We start from the raw sequence: 16,979 nt of genomic DNA, 5'->3' as shown, positions 1-16,979 counted from the left end.
CACCGGCTGAGCGCCGTTACGGTGCGCCTGCTTGACCGGCTCCGTGGTCACCCGGGAAGCGCCGCCTTCGAGAGGTCCGCAGTCCGTACGCATCCCCTCAGCTCGCTGCCAGGATGAATCCATGATCCAACTGCACACGCTGTCCGCGACGGAAATCGCCTCAGATCGGCTCCTGCTCCGCAAAGCACAGGGCATCGACCGCGAAGGGCTCATCGAGCTCGCCACCGATCCCGAGGTCAGGGCATATCTCGGCGGGCCGAGGCCCCGCGGCGACGTCGAGCGGTACATCGACGCGGTCGGCGCGGCCGACCTGACCTCCACGCCCGGCAGTTTCGTCATCGCGGACGCCACGACCGACGAGCTCATCGGAACGCTGGCCCTCCACCGCCGGTCCGCCGAGCGCCCCGGACACGTCACGGAGGACGGCGCGGAACTGGAGCTGTCCTACGTGCTCAGGCGCAGCGTGTGGGGCGCGGGGCTCGCGTTCGAGGCCGCGGCGGCCGTGCTGCGCGCCGCCGCCGACGAGCTCCCCGACCAGCCGGTCGTGGTCGTGACCCAGACGGCGAACCGGCGTTCGCTGAAGCTCGCCGCCCGCCTCGGCTTCCGCCAGGTCGGCACCTTCGAGGAGTTCGGCGCGGAGCAGGCGCTCAGCACCGCCGACCTGCGTTCGTTCGCCACCTGACCTGGCTCATCGGGCGGGCGGAGGCGTGGCGGGTGCGCCGGCCGCGGCGTCGGCGTAGCGGCGCGCCAGGTGCGCGAAGGCGTCCTTGAGCTCGGCCGGGCCGACGACCTCGATGTCGGCGTCGAACCTGCCGATGGCGGCGGCCAGGCCGGGCCATGACCACGAGCCCAGGACGAGCCGGCAGCGGTCCGGGCCGAGCTCCTCGACGACTCCGTCGCGGGTGAAGCGGGACACGGCGGAGGCGGGCAGGTCGAGGATCACCTCGCCGCGGCAGGGCCAGTCGCCGGAGCCGTCGGAGCCCCGGAACCTGCCGGTCACGAAGGTGGCCACCCCGCCTCCGGGCAGCTCGCGCGGGGTGAAGCGGGGCCCTGTGGGGGTGCGCGGGACGATCCGGTCGGCGCGGAAAGTACGCCAGTCCTCGCGGTCGAGGTCCCAGGCGACGAGGTACCAGCGCCCGCCCCAGGCGACGAGGTGGTGCGGCTGCACCCGGCGCGGCGGGGTCTGCGTGGCCTGGTCGTCCGGGTATTCGGGGGTGTAGTCGAAGCGCAGCACCTCGCGGGCGTGGACAGCCGCGCTGAGTGCCATCAGCACGCCGCTGTCGACCTGTGGGTCCGGTCTCGCTGCCGGCCGCTCGACGGCGGTGACCTGGAGAGTGTCGATCCGGTGGCGCAGCCGTGCGGGCATGACCTGCCGGACGGTGTTCAGCGCGCGCGCCGCGGCTTCCTCGATGCCGGCACCGGTGGTGGTGGCGATCTGGAGTGCGATGGCCAGAGCGACGGCCTGCTCGTCGTCGAACAGCAACGGAGGCAGCTCCGTGCCGGCCTCGAGCCGGTAGCCACCGTCGGGTCCCTTGAAGGCCACGATGGGATAGCCGAGCTCGCGCAGGCGGTCGACGTCGCGGCGCACGGTGCGCGGGCTGATGTCCAGCCGCTCGGCCAGCAGCGCCCCCGGCCAGTCGCGGCGCGTCTGGAGCAGCGAGAGCAACGCCAGCAGTCGCGCTGAGGTCTTCGGCATGATTCCCATAGTGCCCTGAGTAGCGGACACTTCCTGTCCGCTTCACCTGCGACCGTTGTCGCGTCCCAGTCAGCGACGACAACGCGAAGGACCCGAACGCCGTGACCGACACCACCACGCCCCCCTCGACCCTCGACACCGAGCGGGGCGACCTGCTCGCCGCGCTCGCGACCGCGCGCTCAGCCCTGACCAACACCGTCCGGGAGCTCGGCGACGAGCGACTCGGCGAGCGCCCGACGGTCAGCGCGCTGTGCCTCGGCGGGCTGATCAAGCACGTCGCCTCCATGGAGGAGAGCTGGCTGCGCTTCGTCCTGGAGGGCCCGTCGGCGATGCGCCACGACCTGCCGGACGGTGTCACCTGGGCCGACCTCGCGGCCGGCACCGCACGGGAGATCCCGCAGTGGGCGATCGACCACCAGAACGACTTCCTGATGCTGCCCGGCGAGACGTCGGCCGGGATCCTGGCCCGCTACGAGCAGGTCGCCGCCCGTACCGAGGAGATCATCGCCACCGTGCCCGACCTGTCGGCGACACACCCGCTGCCGGAGGCGCCCTGGAACGAGCCGGGAGCGGTGCGCAGCGTGCGCCAGGTGCTGCTGCACCTCATCGCCGAGACCGCCCAGCACGCGGGGCACGCCGACATCCTGCGCGAGACGCTCGACGGCCAGAAATCAACCTGACCAGCGATCGGGGTCCTCCCGGATCGGCCCACACCGCTCGTCCACGCCGGTTGCGGCATGAGACAAATGGGGGCGTTCCTCTGACCCAGTCTCACACAGCGCGAACCCCCGCTACTGTCAGCCACGGTGGCGGGAGGGATAATGCGGGAGCTGTACGGCCTCGAACTGGAACCCGATACGAGAATGGCTTGCCGATCTCAGCGGGAGCGACTTCAAGAGAGTCGATGAACTCGCAGGCATGCTGGCCGAAAGAGGGCCTGAACTCGGCGGGCCGTGGTCGGATCATTTGGAGGGACGGGTAGGGGAGCTGCGGGTTCGGCTTCGCGTGGTTGCCGCCCGGCTAACGTACTGGTGTACTACGAACAGGACGATCGTGTTGCTCACGGTTTTCCACAAGACCAAGCAACATGATCAAAGGCAGATCGAACGTGCGGTTCGAGCGCAGAAGATCTGCGAGCGCGATCATTGGGGTCCGATAACCGAGATTTTCGAAAGGCACGTGTGATGTCCGGGTACCACACCCGCTGGGTACGCCCTTGCGAGCAGGTCGAAGATCCCGAACGGATCGCCATTCGCGAGGCGCTGGCGTTTGGCAAGGCCCTGTACGATCGGCGCGTCGCACTCGGGCTTGGCATTGCCGAAGTCGCCGAGCGAGCGGGCATGACCGAGGACGAGATCGAGTGCATCGAGGAAGGCGGCACCGCACCGACCGTTGCGCTGCTGCGCCACTTGGCCGCCGCTCTGGATGCGGATGTCCGCCTCACTGCCGGTCATGATCTCGGATCTGTCTGGTTCGAAGCCCACGCCGCCTAGTTCTGGCGATCTCGGTTACCGAACAGGAAGGACGTTCGGTCCCGCCATCTCTGCCGCCCGGTCTTTCTCGGCTGCCATTGCGGTGTGCCTATGGGTTCTTCCGCCGTCCTCTCCGGTCTTGAGCTGTGGCTTCACGGCATACGACCCAACCGTGTGGATTTCCGGCCAGCGTCAGGGGGAGCGCGAGGGGGCAGGTATGCCCCTCGCCCGGGGATCGGGGCGGAGCCCCGATCCCCATCGGCACGCCCGAGCGTCAGCGAGGACCGCGCCTTTGCGGGGTCGAAGGGGCGGAGCCCCTGGGAGGCAGGGCCCGAGTGCTCGCATGGCGCGTAGCGCCCCCTGATGCGAGGACCGCGCGTTTCGGCCCGGAGCCCCCATGGCGGCCTGTGGGTCAGCGGGTGTCGGAGTCGGTTTCGGCGAGGGCGGCGCGGCCGGCCTCCAGGCGGGCCACCGGGATGCGGAACGGTGAGCAGGAGACGTAGTCCAGCCCGACCTCGTGGCAGAAGTGCACCGAGTCCGGGTCGCCACCGTGCTCCCCGCAGATCCCCAGGTGCAGGTCCGGCCGGGCTGATCTGCCTTCCTCCACGGCGATCCTGATCAGGCGGCCCACGCCCTCCCTGTCCAGGGTCTCGAACGGGGAGACGCCGAAGATGCCCAGGTCGAGGTAGCGGGAGAAGAAGGCCGACTCCACGTCGTCCCGCGAGAAACCCCAGGCCATCTGGGTGAGGTCGTTGGTGCCGAACGAGAAGAACTCCGCCGCCTCCGCTATCTGGGCCGCCGTCAGGGCCGCCCGCGGGACCTCGATCATGGTGCCGATCAGGGCCTCCACGCCGGTCTCCGCGAGGATCCGTTCCGCCTCCTCACGTACCGACTCCAGCTCCTGTACGGCCGCCACGAGCGGGATCATGATCTCCGGCCGGGCGCCCGGCACCTCCTTGGCCGCCTGGGCGATGGCCCGCACCTGCATCGCGAACAGGCCCGGGATCACCAGGCCCAGACGGACGCCCCGCAGGCCCAGCATCGGGTTCTGCTCGTGGAGGCGCTTCACCGCGGCCAGGAGCCGGCGGTCCTTCTCTGTGACCCTGTCGGCGGGACTGTCCGTGGCGACCTTGACCGAGAGGTCCACGATGTCGGGGAGGAACTCATGGAGGGGCGGGTCGATGAGGCGGATGGTGACGGGAGCGCCGTCCATCGCCTGAAATATCTGGGTGAAGTCGGCCTTCTGGAGCGGCTCCAGCGCGTCCAGCGCCGCCTGGCGCTCCTCGTCCGTCGAGGCCAGGACCAGGTCCTCCACCAGCTGCCTGCGCTCGCCCAGGAACATGTGCTCCGTGCGGCACAGCCCGATGCCCTGCGCGCCGAAGCGGCGGGCCCGCGCCGCGTCGTCAGGGGTGTCGGCGTTCGCCCGCACGCCCAGCCGCCGCGCCGAGTCCGCGTGGCGCATGATCCGGTCCACGGCCTTGACCAGCTCGTCCTCCGGAGGGGCGCCCTCGAAGTACTCGACCACCGCCGAGTCGACGACCGGCACCTCCCCGAGGAAGATCTCCCCGGAGGTCCCGTCGATGGAGATGACGTCGCCCTCGGACACCACCACCCCGCCGGGCGCGGTGAAGCGGTGCTCGGCAGGAGAGACCTCCAGCTCCTCCGCCCCGCACACGCACGTCTTGCCCATGCCCCTGGCCACCACGGCCGCGTGGGAGGTCTTGCCGCCGCGGCTGGTCAGGATGCCCTTAGCGGCGATCATGCCGGCCAGGTCGTCGGGGTTGGTCTCGCGGCGGACCAGGATGACGTCCTCGCCCTGCTCCGACAGCTCCACCGCCCGCTCGGACGAGAAGACGGCCTTGCCCACGGCGGCGCCGGGGGAGGCGTTCATGCCCTTGGCGATCCGCTTCCTGTCGGCGTCGGCGTCGAAGCGGGGGAACATGAGCTGCGCCAGCTGGTCGCCGGTGACACGGGTGACGGCCTCGTCGAGCGTGATCAGGCCCTGGTCCACGAGCTGCGTGGCGATGCAGAACGCGGCTGCCGCCGTGCGCTTGCCGACCCGCGTCTGCAGCATCCAGAGCTTGCCGCGCTCGATCGTGAACTCGATGTCGCACAGGTCCTTGTAGTGGTTCTCGAGGGTCTTCATGATCCCGAGCAGCTCGTCGTACGAGGTCTTGTCGATGCGCTCGAGCTCCTCCAGCGGGATCGTGTTGCGGATGCCGGCCACCACGTCCTCGCCCTGGGCGTTCTGCAGGTAGTCGCCGTAGATGCCCTGCGTGCCGGTGCCGGGGTCGCGGGTGAAGGCGACGCCGGTGCCGGAGTCGTCGCCGACGTTGCCGAAGACCATGGCCACGATGTTCACGGCGGTGCCGAGGTCGGCGGGGATGCGTTCCTGGCGGCGGTAGAGGATGGCCCGGGGGGCGTTCCAGGAGTCGAAGACCGCCATGACGGCCAGGCGCATCTGCTCGCGCGGGTCGGTGGGGAAGTCCTTGCCGGTCTGCTCGCGGACGATGCCCTTGAACGTCTCCACGAGCCGCTGCAGCTCGCCCGCGTCGAGGTCGGTGTCCTGGCGCCTGCCCTTCAGCTCGTCGAGCGCGCGCTCGAACAGGTCGCCGTCGATCCCGAGCACCGTCTTGCCGAACATCTGGATGAGCCTGCGGTACGAGTCCCACGCGAAGCGGTCGTTGCCGCCCGCCTGCTTGGCCAGGCCGTGGACGGACTCGTCGTTGAGCCCGATGTTGAGGACGGTCTCCATCATGCCCGGCATGGAGAACTTCGCCCCGGACCGCACGCTCACCAGCAGCGGGTCGTCGGCCTGTCCGAGCCGCCGGCCCATCTGCTTCTCGAGCGCGTCGAGATGCTCGGCGACCTCCTGCTCCAGGCCGTCCGGTACGACGCCGGTCGCCAGGTAGTGGCGGCAGGCGTCAGTGGTGATCGTGAATCCGGGGGGAACGGGCAGTCCGAGGTTGGTCATTTCGGCAAGATTCGCGCCCTTGCCGCCGAGAAGATCCTTGAGATTCCTGTTGCCCTCGGTGAAGTCGTAAACGTACTTGGCCACCACACGCTCCAATCCAACGCCTCTGCCCGGGACTCTACCGGCGAAATTGATGATGAAACTGCACCACCTGGATAAGTTGCCGTTTGCGCTGGTAAACAGCCCAGGAGAGGTCTAATCCAATTAAAGTTCTGGAAGATAGCAAATTGGATTAGACCAATTGGTTTACACCAATTCTTGAGAAAGGCGGGCGGCGGGTGCAGAATCAGATCACACCCCCATCAGGAGGCCCTCATGGCCACTCCTACCAAGCCCAAGCGGCGCGCCCGCATGGTCGCGGGTTCCGCAAAGGCGGCCGTCGATTCCGCGATCTACCTTGACGACCGCCTGCCGTTCGCCCGCTGGCTCCGGCCGCAGCTGCGCAAGCTGTTCCCGAGCCACTGGACGTTCCTGCTGGGCGAGCTGGCGCTCTACTCCTTCGCGCTACTGGTGCTCACGGGCACGTTCCTCACGCTGTTCTACAAGCCGCACCCCGGCGTGGCCTTCGCGTCGGCCACGGAGATCAGCCTCGACGTGCGCGGCGGGCTGCTGATGCGGCAGCTCCACCACTGGTCGGCCACGGTGTTCGTGCTGGCGATCGTGGCCCACCTGTGCCGGGTGTTCTTCACCGGCGCGTTCCGGCGGCCGCGCGAGCTGACCTGGATGCTCGGGGTCGTGCTGTTCGGGCTGGTGCTGTTCGAGTCGTTCCTGGGCGTCTCGCTGCCCGGCGACCAGCTCGCGATGACCGGGCTGCGCGAGGCGCACGGGCTGCTGCTGTCGATCCCGCTGGTGGGCACGTACCTGGCGGCGTTCGCCTTCGACGGCGGGTTCCCCGGGCAGGTCATCCCGCGGGTCTTCGTCACGCATGTGCTGCTGGTGCCGGGCGTCCTGATGGCGGTGGTGCCGCTGCACGCGCTGGTCCTCACGTGGCGGCAGAAGCACACCGAGCGAAGCGGTCGCGACCATGAACACAAGCGGCGGGCCAATGCCGCTGACGACCGCCGGGTGACGGGCGGGCCGTTCTTCCCGTACTTCGCGGTCAAGAACGGCGCCACGGCGCTGTTCACGATGGGGGCCATCGCGGCGCTGGCCACGTTCGTGCGGGTCAACCCGGTGTGGGAGCACGGAGCGTACCGGGCGGGCGGATATGTGCCGTCGGCGCAGCCGTTCTGGTACTTCGGGGTGCTGGACGGCGCGCAGCGGCTCGTCCCGCCGTGGGAGATCATGATCGGCGGGTACGTGTTACAGCCCGGCCTCTGGATCCCGCCGCTCGTCCTCACGGTCTTCTTCGGCGTCCTGCTCCTCTACCCGTTCATCGAACGGCGCTTCACGGGCGACGGCGATCAGCACCACCTGCTGGACCGGCCGTCGCAGGCCCCGGTGCGGACGGCGCTGGGGGTCGCGGTCATCGCGTTCTTCACGGTGTTGTGGGCCGGGACGTGGGTGTCGGAGGCGTCGCCGCGGATGCACTCCGCGCCCGCCTTCCCGCCGCCCGCGCAGGCCCCTGGCGCGCTGCTGACCGTGCCGCACGACACGTACACGACGGTCGTGGCCGGGCTGCGGGTGGCTGTGTTCGTGGTGCCGGTGGTGGCGTTCCTGATCGCCCGGGCGGTCTGCCGCAGGCGGGCCGGTTAGCCTCCTTCGGGCAGCAGGCAGTCGAGCACGACGGCCGCCATGCGGCCGGGCCGGTCGGGGGTGGGATTCTGCCGTTCGGCGGTGAGCGCCCCCAGGACGACGGCCTGTACGTCCTCGGCGTCCACGTCCGTCCGTACGGTGCCGGCCTCCTGCGCGCGTACGAGCAGCTCGCCGAAGGCCTGGCGCAGGTGAAGGGCCGTCTCCTGGGTGCGCTCGGACAGCTTGACGTCGGCCTGGGAGAGCGCGTCGGCCAGGTCCTGCTTGGCGCGGGCCTCGCTGATCAGGCTGTGCAGGAACGGGAAGAACGCCGAGCCGTCCCGGTCGGTCCTGACGGCCTGGCGGGCCTGCTCGGTGAGCGAGGCGAGGTGCTCGGTGAGGACCTCCTCGATCAGCGCTTCCTTGGCCGGGAAGTGGCGGTGGACGGTGCCGGGGCCGACTCCGGCCCGGCGGGCTATCTCGTCAAGTGACACGCCCAGACCCTCGGTGGCGAAGGCCTGGCGGGCGGTCTGGAGTATGCGTTCCCTGTTGCGCCGGGCGTCGGCACGCATCGGCCGCTGGCTCTCCACTCGTCCCCCTTGCCAACCGGGGCGATCGCCCCGTATAACGATTAAGCGGTGCGAACGCCCCGCTTAAGTGAGGAGTATGCCATGACCGTTGCCGGCGCACACCAGATCGTCGAGCAGCTGCTGAACGTCGTCGCCCACGGCCCGTCAGAGGAGATGGCCGACCTGTTCGCGGAGGACGCCGTCTTCGAGATGCCGTACCTGCCGCCGGGCGTGCCGGCCCAGGAGCCGGGCCGCGAGGCATTCCGCGCCCATCTGCGCGAGGGGGCGCTGGTGCAGCGCTTCGACGGCGTCACCGACGTCCGGATCCACCGGACGGCCGACCCGGAGGTCGTCATCGCCGAGTACCGGCTGCACGGCACCGTCACCGCCACCGGCCGGCGCTTCGCCTCTGACCTGGTCATGGTCGCCCGGGTACGCGACGGGCTCATCGTCACCCACCGGTCCTACGCCAACCCCCTCGACGCGGCGATCGCCTTCGGCGGCGTCGAGGACCTGCTCACCGCTCTGGCAGGTTGACGAGTGTGGACTCCAGGAGGTCCAGGTCCGGCGGTACGAGGGTCGTCGACTCCACCAGGCCTCTGAGGAGGTTGTGCAGCAGGTTGTTGTCGTAGGGGCGGCCTTCTGCCTTGTCGTGACGGAGCGGGTAGGGGAAGCCGGCGGCGTGGAGGCGGTAGCGGACGGCCTCGATGCGGTCCTCGATGATGTTCGGCCGCCAGTCGTCCTCCGGGCGGAGATACGCCAACCGGGCCGCCGCCTGCTTGTACGTGAGCGGCCGAGGGGCCTCCTCGTACAGCAGGTAGCGTTCGCCCAGGACCACCAGGAGGAGGCGCTCCATGGGGCTGATCTCCCAGATCTTCGGCGGCACGGTCTCGGCCTCGTGGCGCTCGGTCTGGGTGTCGCCGTAGGGGCCGGTGACGAAGAGCTCCACCAGGTGCTGACGGTGGCCGGACCCCCTGATGAACAGCGGGGTGTAGCCCGCCGCCAGCGGGACGGGATCGGATGACCGGTGCATCAGCTGGCCCCGTGGCAGGCGCATGAGCTGCTGGCCCACGTTGCGCAGCCACCAGTAGTCGTCCTCGTACGTCACCTCGGCGTGCAGACGGCTCACCGACTGGTCGTCCGTACCCACGCTCAGGTCGACCGTCGGCCGCTTGGCCCGGCCGAAGCGGACCTGGCGGCCCGGCTGCGGCCGGACCCTGATGCCGCCGATGATGGTGCGGGCGTGGAGTGTGCCGGGGACAGCCGTCTCCACGCCGTGCGCGAGGCTGTTGGCGACGCTCATCTACTCGCCTCCTTGGTGCTCGTCGTACGCGCGTCCCCGTATGGTGCCGCACCCTGGCCGGGACCCTCCCCGAAGCGTCGCACAAGCCTCAGGGAGCGTCGCGGTACAGGTCCCGTCTCTCGGGCAACCGCTCGAGGCCGGCCGACCGGTAGGTGGCGACGGCGCCACGACCGCCACCGCGTCGCCCCGCTCATCGCGGACGGCCAGGCACCGCGCGCCGGCATACGGCGCACCTGAGGCCATCGCGTGCCGGCGCTCCTCGGTGAACGTCGACCCGTCGAACGACGCCCGCATGACCGCTGCCCACTCGTGCGCCTGTTCCGGCCCGATCACACACCGCCTCGCCGACCCGTCGCATCCGGATTTCCCTGTAGTGTGCCGACCATGGCTTGCCGCATTTCCGAACTGATAATCCCATGCCAGGACCCGCAACGGCTGGCGGCGTTCTGGTGCGAGGTGCTGGATTTCGTCGTGCTCGACACGGAGGACGACGGCTCGATCGAAGTCGGACCACGGGAAGGGTTCGGCGGATTGCAGCCGACTCTGATCTTCAGCCCCACCACCGAGCCCAAGACGGGCCTGCTGCGGATGCACTTCGACGTCAACGCCACCGACCGCGATCAGGACGCCGAGCTCGAACGCCTCCTGAAGCTCGGGGCGCGCCCAGCCGACGTCGGCCAGACCGGCCAGGAGCCCTGGCACGTCCTGGCCGACCCCGAAGGCAACGAATTCTGCCTCCTGCGAGCCCGCCTGAGCTGAGGACGGGCCCGCACTCTACATCCCCGCTAATCCCCGGCTATCACGGTGAACGTGAACCCGGCGCTGGTCGGGCGGCGCAGCGGAATGTCGCACTTGATCCGGCGCAGCACCTCGGTCCTGCTGAGGCCGAGGCCCTGCGCGATGAGCCGCTCCGGCCGCACCGGCACGGGATCCTCGAAGACGACCTCCACCTTGACCGGCCACGCCTCGTCGAGCCATGCCGACGGGGTGTCCAGCCGCCAGGCCCCCTCCCAGTCCAGGGTGACGCGGTTGCGCCGGGCGAGCAGCGGATCCAACAGCCTGGACGCCACCAGCTCCGGATCGTTGGCGTGGTAGCCCTCGAGCTCGGCCGGATCGACGGATCTGACCGGCGCCCGCTCGTGCACGGTGAGCTTGCTCGTCCGATCGCAGGACACGCAGCGGACCAGCAGCCACACGTCCAGCAGCTTGCCGTTGGCGTTGACGCGGAACCTGCCATCGCCGGTGGTGGCCGCCCCCGACCGGCAGTCCACGCACCGCAACGACAGCAGAGGCAGCCTGGTCCGACGCACGACCCAGGGCAGCACAGTATGAGGTTGTGAAGACATGATCTCTCTAGACCTGACACGAGGCCGATTGCGCGCGGCCTCAAACGCTGCATGACCGGGCGCACACAGACAGCCCGGCAGAGCCGACGGAAGGGCCGGCTTGAAGGTGAGCGGAAGAAGATGTCAGGTCTGAAGAGCAGGCGGGGTCACGCGGTCTTGTCCTCTGTCCTCACTGCGACGGGGCCGCCGGCAACCTACCGGAACGCGGAAGGAAGGCTCAAACGGTTTTCCGGCGGCGGTAGGAGCCGGATACCGGGGGCTCCCGTCACTTCCGTGGAACCCCTTGCCGCATTCGGATCGTAGCCGTACCGTCACGGATAGCGTTTCCCAGCGGTTGTGGAGGTGGAGCTGTGGGATGGCACGAAAGCCGGCATCCTCGCACGTACGGGGAGGCGTGATGTTGCCGCACATCGCCTGGCGGGTGGACGCCATGATCGCGGCCATCACCGAGCACCGCGCACCCTTGACCCGCCCGATCGAGCAGGCGCTGCGGGCGGTTCCCCGCCACTGGTTCGTGCCGCTCGTCGGCGAGTCGCTCGAGCGTGACGGGGCTCGTGTGCCGATCGACCGCGACGCCGACCCGTCGGCCTGGTGGGACGCCGTCTACGCGGACCGGCAGATCATGGCGGGCGAGTGCTCGTGTCCCGCGCCGAGCGCGGTCGCCGACCTGCTGGAGCTGCTCGGGCCGGTGTCCGGGCAGCGGGTGCTGGAGGTGGGCACGGGCACGGGGTGGACCGCCGCGCTGCTCGGCCGCCTGGTCGGCCAGCAGGGGAGCGTGACCTCGATCGAGGCGGACGCCGCCGTGGCCGAGCAGGCCGCCAAGAACCTGGCGGCCGCCGGCGCCATGCCGCACCTGGTCGTGGGCGACGGCGCGGCCGGCTGCCCCGAGCGGGCGCCGTATGACGGGGTGCACGGGACGTACGCCGTGCGCCCCGTGCCGTACGCCTGGGTCGCGCAGGCCCGGCCCGGGGCGGTGATCGTCTGCCGGTTCGGTGACGATCACGCCCTGCGGCTGGTGGTCGGGCCTGACGGCACGGCGAGCGGCCGGTTCTCGTCGCTCACGACGATCTGCGCGCGCCAGGACGACCCGCCGGGCGCGGCCCTCATCATGGAGCTGCTCGGGTCGCGGGGTGCGGCGCAGCGGATGTGGCCGATATGGGGCGAGCCCGAGCCGGAGCGGATCGGCGTGACGGTCACGCCCGAGGCGCAGTGGATCTGGCTGAACAGGCCAAACCAGGTGATCGCCAAGGACTAATTCGTTTGCCCGGGGGCGGAGCCGACGCGGAGGATGCGGGGATGCGCATCGAGTTCGCGAGATTCTCCCCCGACGACACCGACCTGCTCGTCGACTTCCTGACCGGGCAGGAGTGGCCCTTCCACGCGGGCACCCAGGACCCTGATGCCGTGAAGAGCCGTGTCGCCGACGGCCTCTACGACAACGCGGAGTTCAGGACGTTCTGGGTGCTCGCCGACGGGGAGCACGCCGGCCTGATCAAGCTGATGGATCTCACCGACGGGACTCCCATGTTCGACCTGCGGATCGGGCAGGAGTGGCGGGGCCGGGGCCTCGGCACCAAGGCGGTCGCCTGGCTGACCGGCTACCTGTTCGCCGAGCTGCCGGACATCAACCGGATCGAGGGCAACACCCGCCAGGACAACCGGGCGATGAGAGCGGTCTTCCGCAAGAGCGGCTACGTCAAGGAGTCCCATTACCGGGAGGCGTGGCCTGACCCGGACGGCAAGCTCCACGACTCCGTCGGCTACGCGATCCTCCGGCGCGACTGGCTCTCCGGCACGGTCACACCGGTGGACCTGCACGACGAGTGATCCCTACGCGTCCCTGAGGGGGCGGTGGTGGGCCACGGCGCGGGCGTGGGCCTCGGCCAGGAGAGGGCGGGCCTGCTCGCCCGGGTTCACGATCGAGATCCAGCCTTGACGCGAGTAGACGGGGTGCGGGACGACGCGGTCCTCGGCCGTGTAGTCGGTGTCGGCGTGGTGGTCGGCGTGCTCCTTCGGCGGATAGCCGACGAGCCGCCGGAACTCACTGCTCCCGACGGCGATGTTCAGCCGGAACACGCCCGGCCTGTTGAGGTCGGAGGCGGTGTCGTACCCGTCGTAGTCCTTGGTGACGATGGTCGCGAACGGCTGACGCGGCCGGGCCTCCAGCGTGCCCTCCGGGTCGTAGTAGAAGAACGTGTCTCCCCAGGCGATCTCGGGCGCGCCGCTGTCCTCGCTGACGGTCATGGCCACGACGCCGGGGAAGCCGGACACGAATGCAATGATCTCGTTCTCGTTCATGGCTTAAAGTCTTTCATTGACGTACCCAGTGAGACTTTTCACTTGATTTCTGCGGCTGACCGTACAGAACCCTCAAACGGAGGACCATGTCCGAGACGCACCTTCCCGGGGGCTTCGTCAACGCCGTCGTCCGCGTCGGCGACACCGTACGCAGAACGCCCGGGCCGCGGGCCGCGTACGTGCACGAGCTGCTGCGCCTCTTCGAGCGGGCCGGGTGGGCGGGCGCGCCCCGGTTCCTTGGCCTCGACGAGCATGGCCGCGAGGTCCTGAGCTTCGTGGACGGACACGTGGCCTGGGAGGAGGCGCAGCCGGACGGCGTCGCCTCGGACGAGAGCCTGGCGCGGGTCGCCGAGCTGGTGCGCGAGTTCCACGACCTGACCGCCGGCACGCCGCCGGCCGGGGACGAGGAGGTCGTCTGCCACAACGACCTGTCGCCCAGGAACACCGTCTACCGGGGCGAGGAGCTGCGACCGGTGGCGTTCATCGACTGGGACATCGCCGGGCCGGGCCGGCGGATCCACGACGTGGCGCACGTCTGCTGGCAGTACGCGGGCCTCGGCCCCGCCGTCGAGGACCCGGCCGACGCGGCCCGGCGGGTACGCCTGATCTGCGACGCCTACGGGCGGCGCGGGCGCGACGAGGTGGTCGAGACGATCCTGTGGTGGCAGGACAGGTGCTGGCGCGGCATCGCGGCCGACGCGGCCGCCGGGATGGCGTACGCGGTCAGGCTGCGCGAAGGCGGGGCGGTGGCGCACGTACGCGCCTGCCACGACTGGGTCGCCGAGCGCCGCCCCATGCTGGAGCGGGCGCTGCGCTGATGAGACAGAGCTAGACGGAGGAGACCGGGGAGGCCGGGACCTCAGGGGCGGACTCCTCGAAGGGGACGTAGTCGTGGCGCATGCCGTGATCGCCCAGCCACTGCCGGAGCCCCGGCACGGCCGCCGGGTCGGTCGCCACCTGCGCGGCGTACTCCGACAGCGCCACCTCCTCCCCGTCGTCGTACAGCAGCCGCGCCGGCCCCGACCAGGACAGGGTCCACTTGGCCTGACCGAGCTGGATCAGCACCGCCTCCAGCGCCTGCCCCAGCACACCGGCCAGCAGGGTGTCGGACGGGTTCCAGCCGAGCTCGCGCAGCACGGCCTCCAGGTCCGCCTGCCGCCCCCGCGCGATCGCCTCGAAGGCGGCGTCCAGGTATGGCCGCGCGGCCCCCATCACCCGCTGCCCGGCCACCGCCAGGTCGCGCAGGGCGTCGGCGTTGCGGCCCGCGTACATGCCGTGGGCCACCAGCTCCTCCCACGCCACCGGCCGCAGCCCCGTGAGCGCCTCCGGTGTCCACATGGCCTGCTCCACCGCCTGCACCGCCACGTTCGCGTCGTGCAGCAGCGTCAGCGCGGACCGGGGGTCGGGTACGTGCGGCGGCTCCGGCAGGTGCTCGATGGCGGCCAGGCGCTCGGCCAGGCTGGGATGGGAGTCGTACGGCGAGACCTCCTCCGGCTCCGCGCCCAGCTTGGCGATCTCGGCCTGGCGGTCGGGGTCGCTCATGAGCGCGTGGAAGCCCCCGAACACCGAGGACGGCCTGGTGCCGCCCGCGCCGGTCAGCGAGAGGTAGTCGTTGACGTACAGGTTCCAGCCCGTCGCGGTGGCGTGGATCTTGCGCAGGGCGCCCGCCATGGCCTGCCGGCCGCTGATCGCGACCGCGAACTGGTCGGCCTCCAGCTCCTGCTTGCGCGAGACGGCCTGCGATACCCGGAAGTAGAGCTTGGCGTACCAGGTGAACAGGCGCTGGAAGAACGGCTGGTTGCGCAGCCCCTGGATGGTCGCGATGAGGGAGACCCGCCCCCGGTAGACCGGCGCGCCCAGGCGCGTGTGGGCGCCGCTGTAGTGGCCCAGCTCGTGCCCGAGCACCGCGCGCATCTCGTCCACCGTAAGTGTCTGCAGCAGCGGCAGGCCGACGAACATCCGCCGCCGCGTCGCCTTCATCCCCAGCCAGCGCGTGTCCTCGGAGACGGCCGCGTTCACCTCAGCGACCAGCCGGATCTCGTCCGGCGGAGCCGTGCGGACGCGCTGCGCGAGCTCCTCGACCGTCTGCCAGAGCACCGGCTCGTGCTCGCGCCCGACCGGCACTCCGGGCTGCTCGCCGCCCTGGCGGCGGCTCACCACGAACAGCGCCCGTACGAGCGCGCCCGCCGCCAGGGTGAGGAAGATCGCGATCTTGAGGGTGTTGGCGTGGAAGTCGACGAGGAGCAGGACGTCGAAGAAGATGGCCGCCACCAGGATGAGGCCGACCAGAACGTAGAAACCGGCGAGCAGTGTGAAGGCCAGCACCGCTCGGAACGCTGTCGTCATGGGGGAGGGCTCCCGGGGAAGGGGTTCTCGCGAGGCTTGACCTTAGCGGAGACCGGAAACTGGATAAAATCACCGGAGCAATGCCGTACTACGACCAGCACGATCAGGACCGTTGGGTTCCGGAACCTCCCGGCAATCCTGAACGGTCCGCGTTCGAGCGCGACCGGGCCCGGGTGCTGCACAGCGCCGCGCTCCGCAGGCTGGCCGCGAAGACGCAGGTCGTGGGCCCTGGCGAGACGCTCGGCGGTGGCCAGCACATCCCGCGCACCCGGCTCACGCACTCCCTCGAATGCGCTCAGGTCGGCAGGGAGATGGGCGCCACGCTGGGCGTCGATCCCGACCTGGTGGAGACGGCCTGCCTGGCGCACGACCTGGGGCACCCGCCGTTCGGGCACAACGGGGAGGTGGCGCTCAACGCGCTGGCGGCCTCGTGCGGCGGCTTCGAGGGCAACGCGCAGAGCCTGCGCCTGCTGACCAGGCTGGAGGCCAAGGTCCTCACCGAGGACGGCCGCAGCGCCGGGCTCAACCTGACCCGGGCCGCCCTCGACGCTTCCATCAAATATCCCTGGACATGCGAAAAATCCCCAAAATTCGGCGTATACGACGATGATCTGCCCGTGTTCCGGTGGATCAGGGACGGCGCGCCGGAGGGGCGGGTGAGCTTCGAGGCCCAGATCATGGACTGGGCCGACGACGTCGCCTACTCCGTGCACGACCTCGAAGACGCCCTCCACTCCGGCCACGTCACCCCCGAGGTGCTCCGGTCGCCTGTCGAACGCACGCAGGTGTGCGAGACCACCCGCACGTGGTACGCCCCGTACGCCGACCTCAACGAGCTGGACGAGATCTTCGCCCGGCTGATCACCGACCCGCTCTGGCCGCGCCGCTTCGAGGCCACGCTCGCCGACCTGGCGGGCCTCAAGGCCCTCACGAGCGGGCTCATCGGCCGCTTCTGCCGCTCCGCCCAGGCGGCCACCAAGGAGGTGTACGGCTCCCGCCACCGCGCCGACCTCGTCGTCCCCCACGCCACGCGCCTGGAGTGCGCCCTGCTGAAAGGCGTGACCGCCCACTACGTCATGACCACCAGCGACCACAACGCCAAACAGGCCAGGCAGCGTGAGCTCATCACCGAGCTGGCTGCGATGATCACGCTGGGCGCGCCGGGCACGCTGGAGCCCGCCTTCAGGCCCGCGTACCTGGAGGCCTCCGACGACGCGGCCCGCGTCCGCGTCGTGATCGACCAGATCGCCTCGCTCACCGACACCTCGGCCGTGGCCTGGCACCGCAGGCTCTCCCGCTGACCA

Annotated in this window: 18 protein-coding genes; 11 read left to right on the top strand and 7 right to left on the bottom strand. The window is 70.2% G+C overall.

Features of this window, described 5'->3' with window-relative positions:
* Positions 1-121: 121 nt before the first annotated feature.
* A complete protein-coding gene (locus ABD830_RS09605) occupies positions 122-682 on the top strand; it encodes a GNAT family N-acetyltransferase (RefSeq protein WP_344986164.1) in 561 nt (186 codons plus the stop codon).
* Between the two features lie 6 nt (positions 683-688).
* Here ABD830_RS09605 and ABD830_RS09600 read toward each other — a convergent pair whose 3' ends face one another.
* Complete coding sequence (locus tag ABD830_RS09600) at positions 689-1,696, bottom strand: helix-turn-helix transcriptional regulator (RefSeq protein ID WP_344986163.1); 1,008 nt, start codon at positions 1,694-1,696, stop codon at positions 689-691.
* A 101-nt stretch (positions 1,697-1,797) separates the two neighbouring features.
* Here ABD830_RS09600 and ABD830_RS09595 point away from each other — a divergent pair, with 101 nt between their 5' ends.
* From ABD830_RS09595 to ABD830_RS09590, 3 genes are all read left to right on the top strand, one after another.
* The gene (locus ABD830_RS09595) at positions 1,798-2,376 is read left to right on the top strand and encodes a DinB family protein (RefSeq protein WP_344986162.1); all 579 of its coding nucleotides are present in this window, start codon (positions 1,798-1,800) and stop codon (positions 2,374-2,376) included.
* 238 nt (positions 2,377-2,614) lie between these two features.
* On the top strand, positions 2,615-2,881 hold the full coding sequence (locus ABD830_RS54145) for a type II toxin-antitoxin system RelE/ParE family toxin (protein ID WP_378520827.1): 267 nt from the start codon (positions 2,615-2,617) through the stop codon (positions 2,879-2,881).
* Positions 2,881-3,189 (top strand): helix-turn-helix domain-containing protein, encoded by a 309-nt coding sequence (locus ABD830_RS09590; RefSeq protein WP_344986161.1) that lies wholly within the window; start codon positions 2,881-2,883, stop codon positions 3,187-3,189. The genes ABD830_RS54145 and ABD830_RS09590 overlap by 1 nt, the downstream gene beginning before the upstream one ends.
* 391 nt (positions 3,190-3,580) lie before the next feature.
* Here the strand turns inward: ABD830_RS09590 and ppdK are convergent, their stop codons facing one another.
* Positions 3,581-6,226, bottom strand: coding sequence for a pyruvate, phosphate dikinase (gene ppdK / locus ABD830_RS09585; RefSeq protein WP_344986160.1), 2,646 nt, complete (start codon positions 6,224-6,226; stop codon positions 3,581-3,583).
* A 231-nt stretch (positions 6,227-6,457) separates the two neighbouring features.
* Between ppdK and ABD830_RS09580 the strand changes: the two genes are divergently transcribed.
* On the top strand, positions 6,458-7,837 hold the full coding sequence (locus ABD830_RS09580) for a cytochrome b (RefSeq protein WP_344986159.1): 1,380 nt from the start codon (positions 6,458-6,460) through the stop codon (positions 7,835-7,837).
* On the opposite strand, the gene ABD830_RS09575 is transcribed toward ABD830_RS09580, so the two are convergent.
* On the bottom strand, positions 7,834-8,403 hold the full coding sequence (locus ABD830_RS09575) for a TetR/AcrR family transcriptional regulator (protein WP_344986158.1): 570 nt from the start codon (positions 8,401-8,403) through the stop codon (positions 7,834-7,836). The two genes, ABD830_RS09580 and ABD830_RS09575, sit on opposite strands and share 4 nt — an antisense overlap.
* A gap of 81 nt (positions 8,404-8,484) precedes the next feature.
* On the opposite strand from ABD830_RS09575, the gene ABD830_RS09570 reads away from it, so the two are divergent.
* Complete coding sequence (locus ABD830_RS09570) at positions 8,485-8,919, top strand: nuclear transport factor 2 family protein (protein ID WP_344986156.1); 435 nt, start codon at positions 8,485-8,487, stop codon at positions 8,917-8,919.
* Here ABD830_RS09570 and ABD830_RS09565 read toward each other — a convergent pair.
* Positions 8,900-9,685 carry an FHA domain-containing protein gene (locus ABD830_RS09565; RefSeq protein ID WP_344986155.1) on the bottom strand — a complete coding sequence of 262 codons (786 nt, stop codon included), beginning with the start codon at positions 9,683-9,685 and terminating at the stop codon, positions 8,900-8,902. The genes ABD830_RS09570 and ABD830_RS09565 overlap by 20 nt on opposite strands.
* A 384-nt stretch (positions 9,686-10,069) precedes the next feature.
* Here ABD830_RS09565 and ABD830_RS09560 point away from each other — a divergent pair, with 384 nt between their 5' ends.
* Positions 10,070-10,444 carry a VOC family protein gene (locus tag ABD830_RS09560; protein WP_344986154.1) on the top strand — a complete coding sequence of 125 codons (375 nt, stop codon included), beginning with the start codon at positions 10,070-10,072 and terminating at the stop codon, positions 10,442-10,444.
* Positions 10,445-10,470: 26 nt separating this feature from the next.
* Here the strand turns inward: ABD830_RS09560 and ABD830_RS09555 are convergent, their stop codons facing one another.
* A complete protein-coding gene (locus ABD830_RS09555) occupies positions 10,471-11,010 on the bottom strand; it encodes a DUF1062 domain-containing protein (protein WP_344986153.1) in 540 nt (179 codons plus the stop codon).
* 418 nt (positions 11,011-11,428) lie between these two features.
* On the opposite strand from ABD830_RS09555, the gene ABD830_RS09550 reads away from it, so the two are divergent.
* Both ABD830_RS09550 and ABD830_RS09545 read left to right on the top strand, forming a co-directional pair.
* Entirely contained in the window at positions 11,429-12,286 is an 858-nt protein-coding gene (locus ABD830_RS09550) for a methyltransferase domain-containing protein (RefSeq protein WP_344986151.1), read from the top strand.
* Between the two features lie 41 nt (positions 12,287-12,327).
* Positions 12,328-12,858, top strand: a complete 531-nt coding sequence (locus ABD830_RS09545) for a GNAT family N-acetyltransferase (RefSeq protein WP_344986149.1) — start codon at positions 12,328-12,330, stop codon at positions 12,856-12,858.
* 3 nt (positions 12,859-12,861) lie between these two features.
* Here the strand turns inward: ABD830_RS09545 and ABD830_RS09540 are convergent, their stop codons facing one another.
* On the bottom strand, positions 12,862-13,329 hold the full coding sequence (locus tag ABD830_RS09540; protein ID WP_344986148.1) for a DUF6194 family protein: 468 nt from the start codon (positions 13,327-13,329) through the stop codon (positions 12,862-12,864).
* 86 nt (positions 13,330-13,415) lie between these two features.
* Between ABD830_RS09540 and ABD830_RS09535 the strand changes: the two genes are divergently transcribed.
* The gene (locus tag ABD830_RS09535) at positions 13,416-14,147 is read left to right on the top strand and encodes a phosphotransferase (protein WP_344986147.1); all 732 of its coding nucleotides are present in this window, start codon (positions 13,416-13,418) and stop codon (positions 14,145-14,147) included.
* Positions 14,148-14,157: 10 nt separating this feature from the next.
* Here ABD830_RS09535 and ABD830_RS09530 read toward each other — a convergent pair whose 3' ends face one another.
* The gene (locus tag ABD830_RS09530; RefSeq protein ID WP_344986145.1) at positions 14,158-15,675 is read right to left on the bottom strand and encodes a M48 family metallopeptidase; all 1,518 of its coding nucleotides are present in this window, start codon (positions 15,673-15,675) and stop codon (positions 14,158-14,160) included.
* Between the two features lie 80 nt (positions 15,676-15,755).
* On the opposite strand from ABD830_RS09530, the gene ABD830_RS09525 reads away from it, so the two are divergent.
* Positions 15,756-16,976, top strand: a complete 1,221-nt coding sequence (locus tag ABD830_RS09525; RefSeq protein WP_344986143.1) for a deoxyguanosinetriphosphate triphosphohydrolase — start codon at positions 15,756-15,758, stop codon at positions 16,974-16,976.
* Positions 16,977-16,979: the final 3 nt, after the last annotated feature.

Origin of the sequence: Nonomuraea helvata (assembly GCF_039535785.1) — a bacterium.
Taxonomy (GTDB): domain Bacteria; phylum Actinomycetota; class Actinomycetes; order Streptosporangiales; family Streptosporangiaceae; genus Nonomuraea; species Nonomuraea helvata.
The sequence above is the reverse complement of the archived record's forward strand: the minus strand, read 5'-3'. Positions and strand labels throughout refer to the sequence as shown.

Bases quoted from the DNA above. Each gene is read 5' to 3' on its own strand.
- ABD830_RS09590 (WP_344986161.1), top strand. From the start codon at position 2,881: ATGTCCGGGTACCACACCCGCTGGGTACGCCCTTGCGAGCAGGTCGAA.
- ABD830_RS09565 (WP_344986155.1), bottom strand. From the start codon at position 9,685: ATGAGCGTCGCCAACAGCCTCGCGCACGGCGTGGAGACGGCTGTCCCC.
- ABD830_RS09545 (WP_344986149.1), top strand. From the start codon at position 12,328: ATGCGCATCGAGTTCGCGAGATTCTCCCCCGACGACACCGACCTGCTC.
- ABD830_RS09540 (WP_344986148.1), bottom strand. From the start codon at position 13,329: ATGAACGAGAACGAGATCATTGCATTCGTGTCCGGCTTCCCCGGCGTC.
- ABD830_RS09570 (WP_344986156.1), top strand. From the start codon at position 8,485: ATGACCGTTGCCGGCGCACACCAGATCGTCGAGCAGCTGCTGAACGTC.
- ABD830_RS09535 (WP_344986147.1), top strand. From the start codon at position 13,416: ATGTCCGAGACGCACCTTCCCGGGGGCTTCGTCAACGCCGTCGTCCGC.
- ABD830_RS09525 (WP_344986143.1), top strand. From the start codon at position 15,756: ATGCCGTACTACGACCAGCACGATCAGGACCGTTGGGTTCCGGAACCT.
- ABD830_RS09550 (WP_344986151.1), top strand. From the start codon at position 11,429: ATGTTGCCGCACATCGCCTGGCGGGTGGACGCCATGATCGCGGCCATC.
- ABD830_RS09605 (WP_344986164.1), top strand. From the start codon at position 122: ATGATCCAACTGCACACGCTGTCCGCGACGGAAATCGCCTCAGATCGG.
- ABD830_RS09600 (WP_344986163.1), bottom strand. From the start codon at position 1,696: ATGCCGAAGACCTCAGCGCGACTGCTGGCGTTGCTCTCGCTGCTCCAG.
- ABD830_RS09530 (WP_344986145.1), bottom strand. From the start codon at position 15,675: ATGACGACAGCGTTCCGAGCGGTGCTGGCCTTCACACTGCTCGCCGGT.
- ABD830_RS09580 (WP_344986159.1), top strand. From the start codon at position 6,458: ATGGCCACTCCTACCAAGCCCAAGCGGCGCGCCCGCATGGTCGCGGGT.
- ABD830_RS54145 (WP_378520827.1), top strand. From the start codon at position 2,615: ATGCTGGCCGAAAGAGGGCCTGAACTCGGCGGGCCGTGGTCGGATCAT.
- ABD830_RS09560 (WP_344986154.1), top strand. From the start codon at position 10,070: ATGGCTTGCCGCATTTCCGAACTGATAATCCCATGCCAGGACCCGCAA.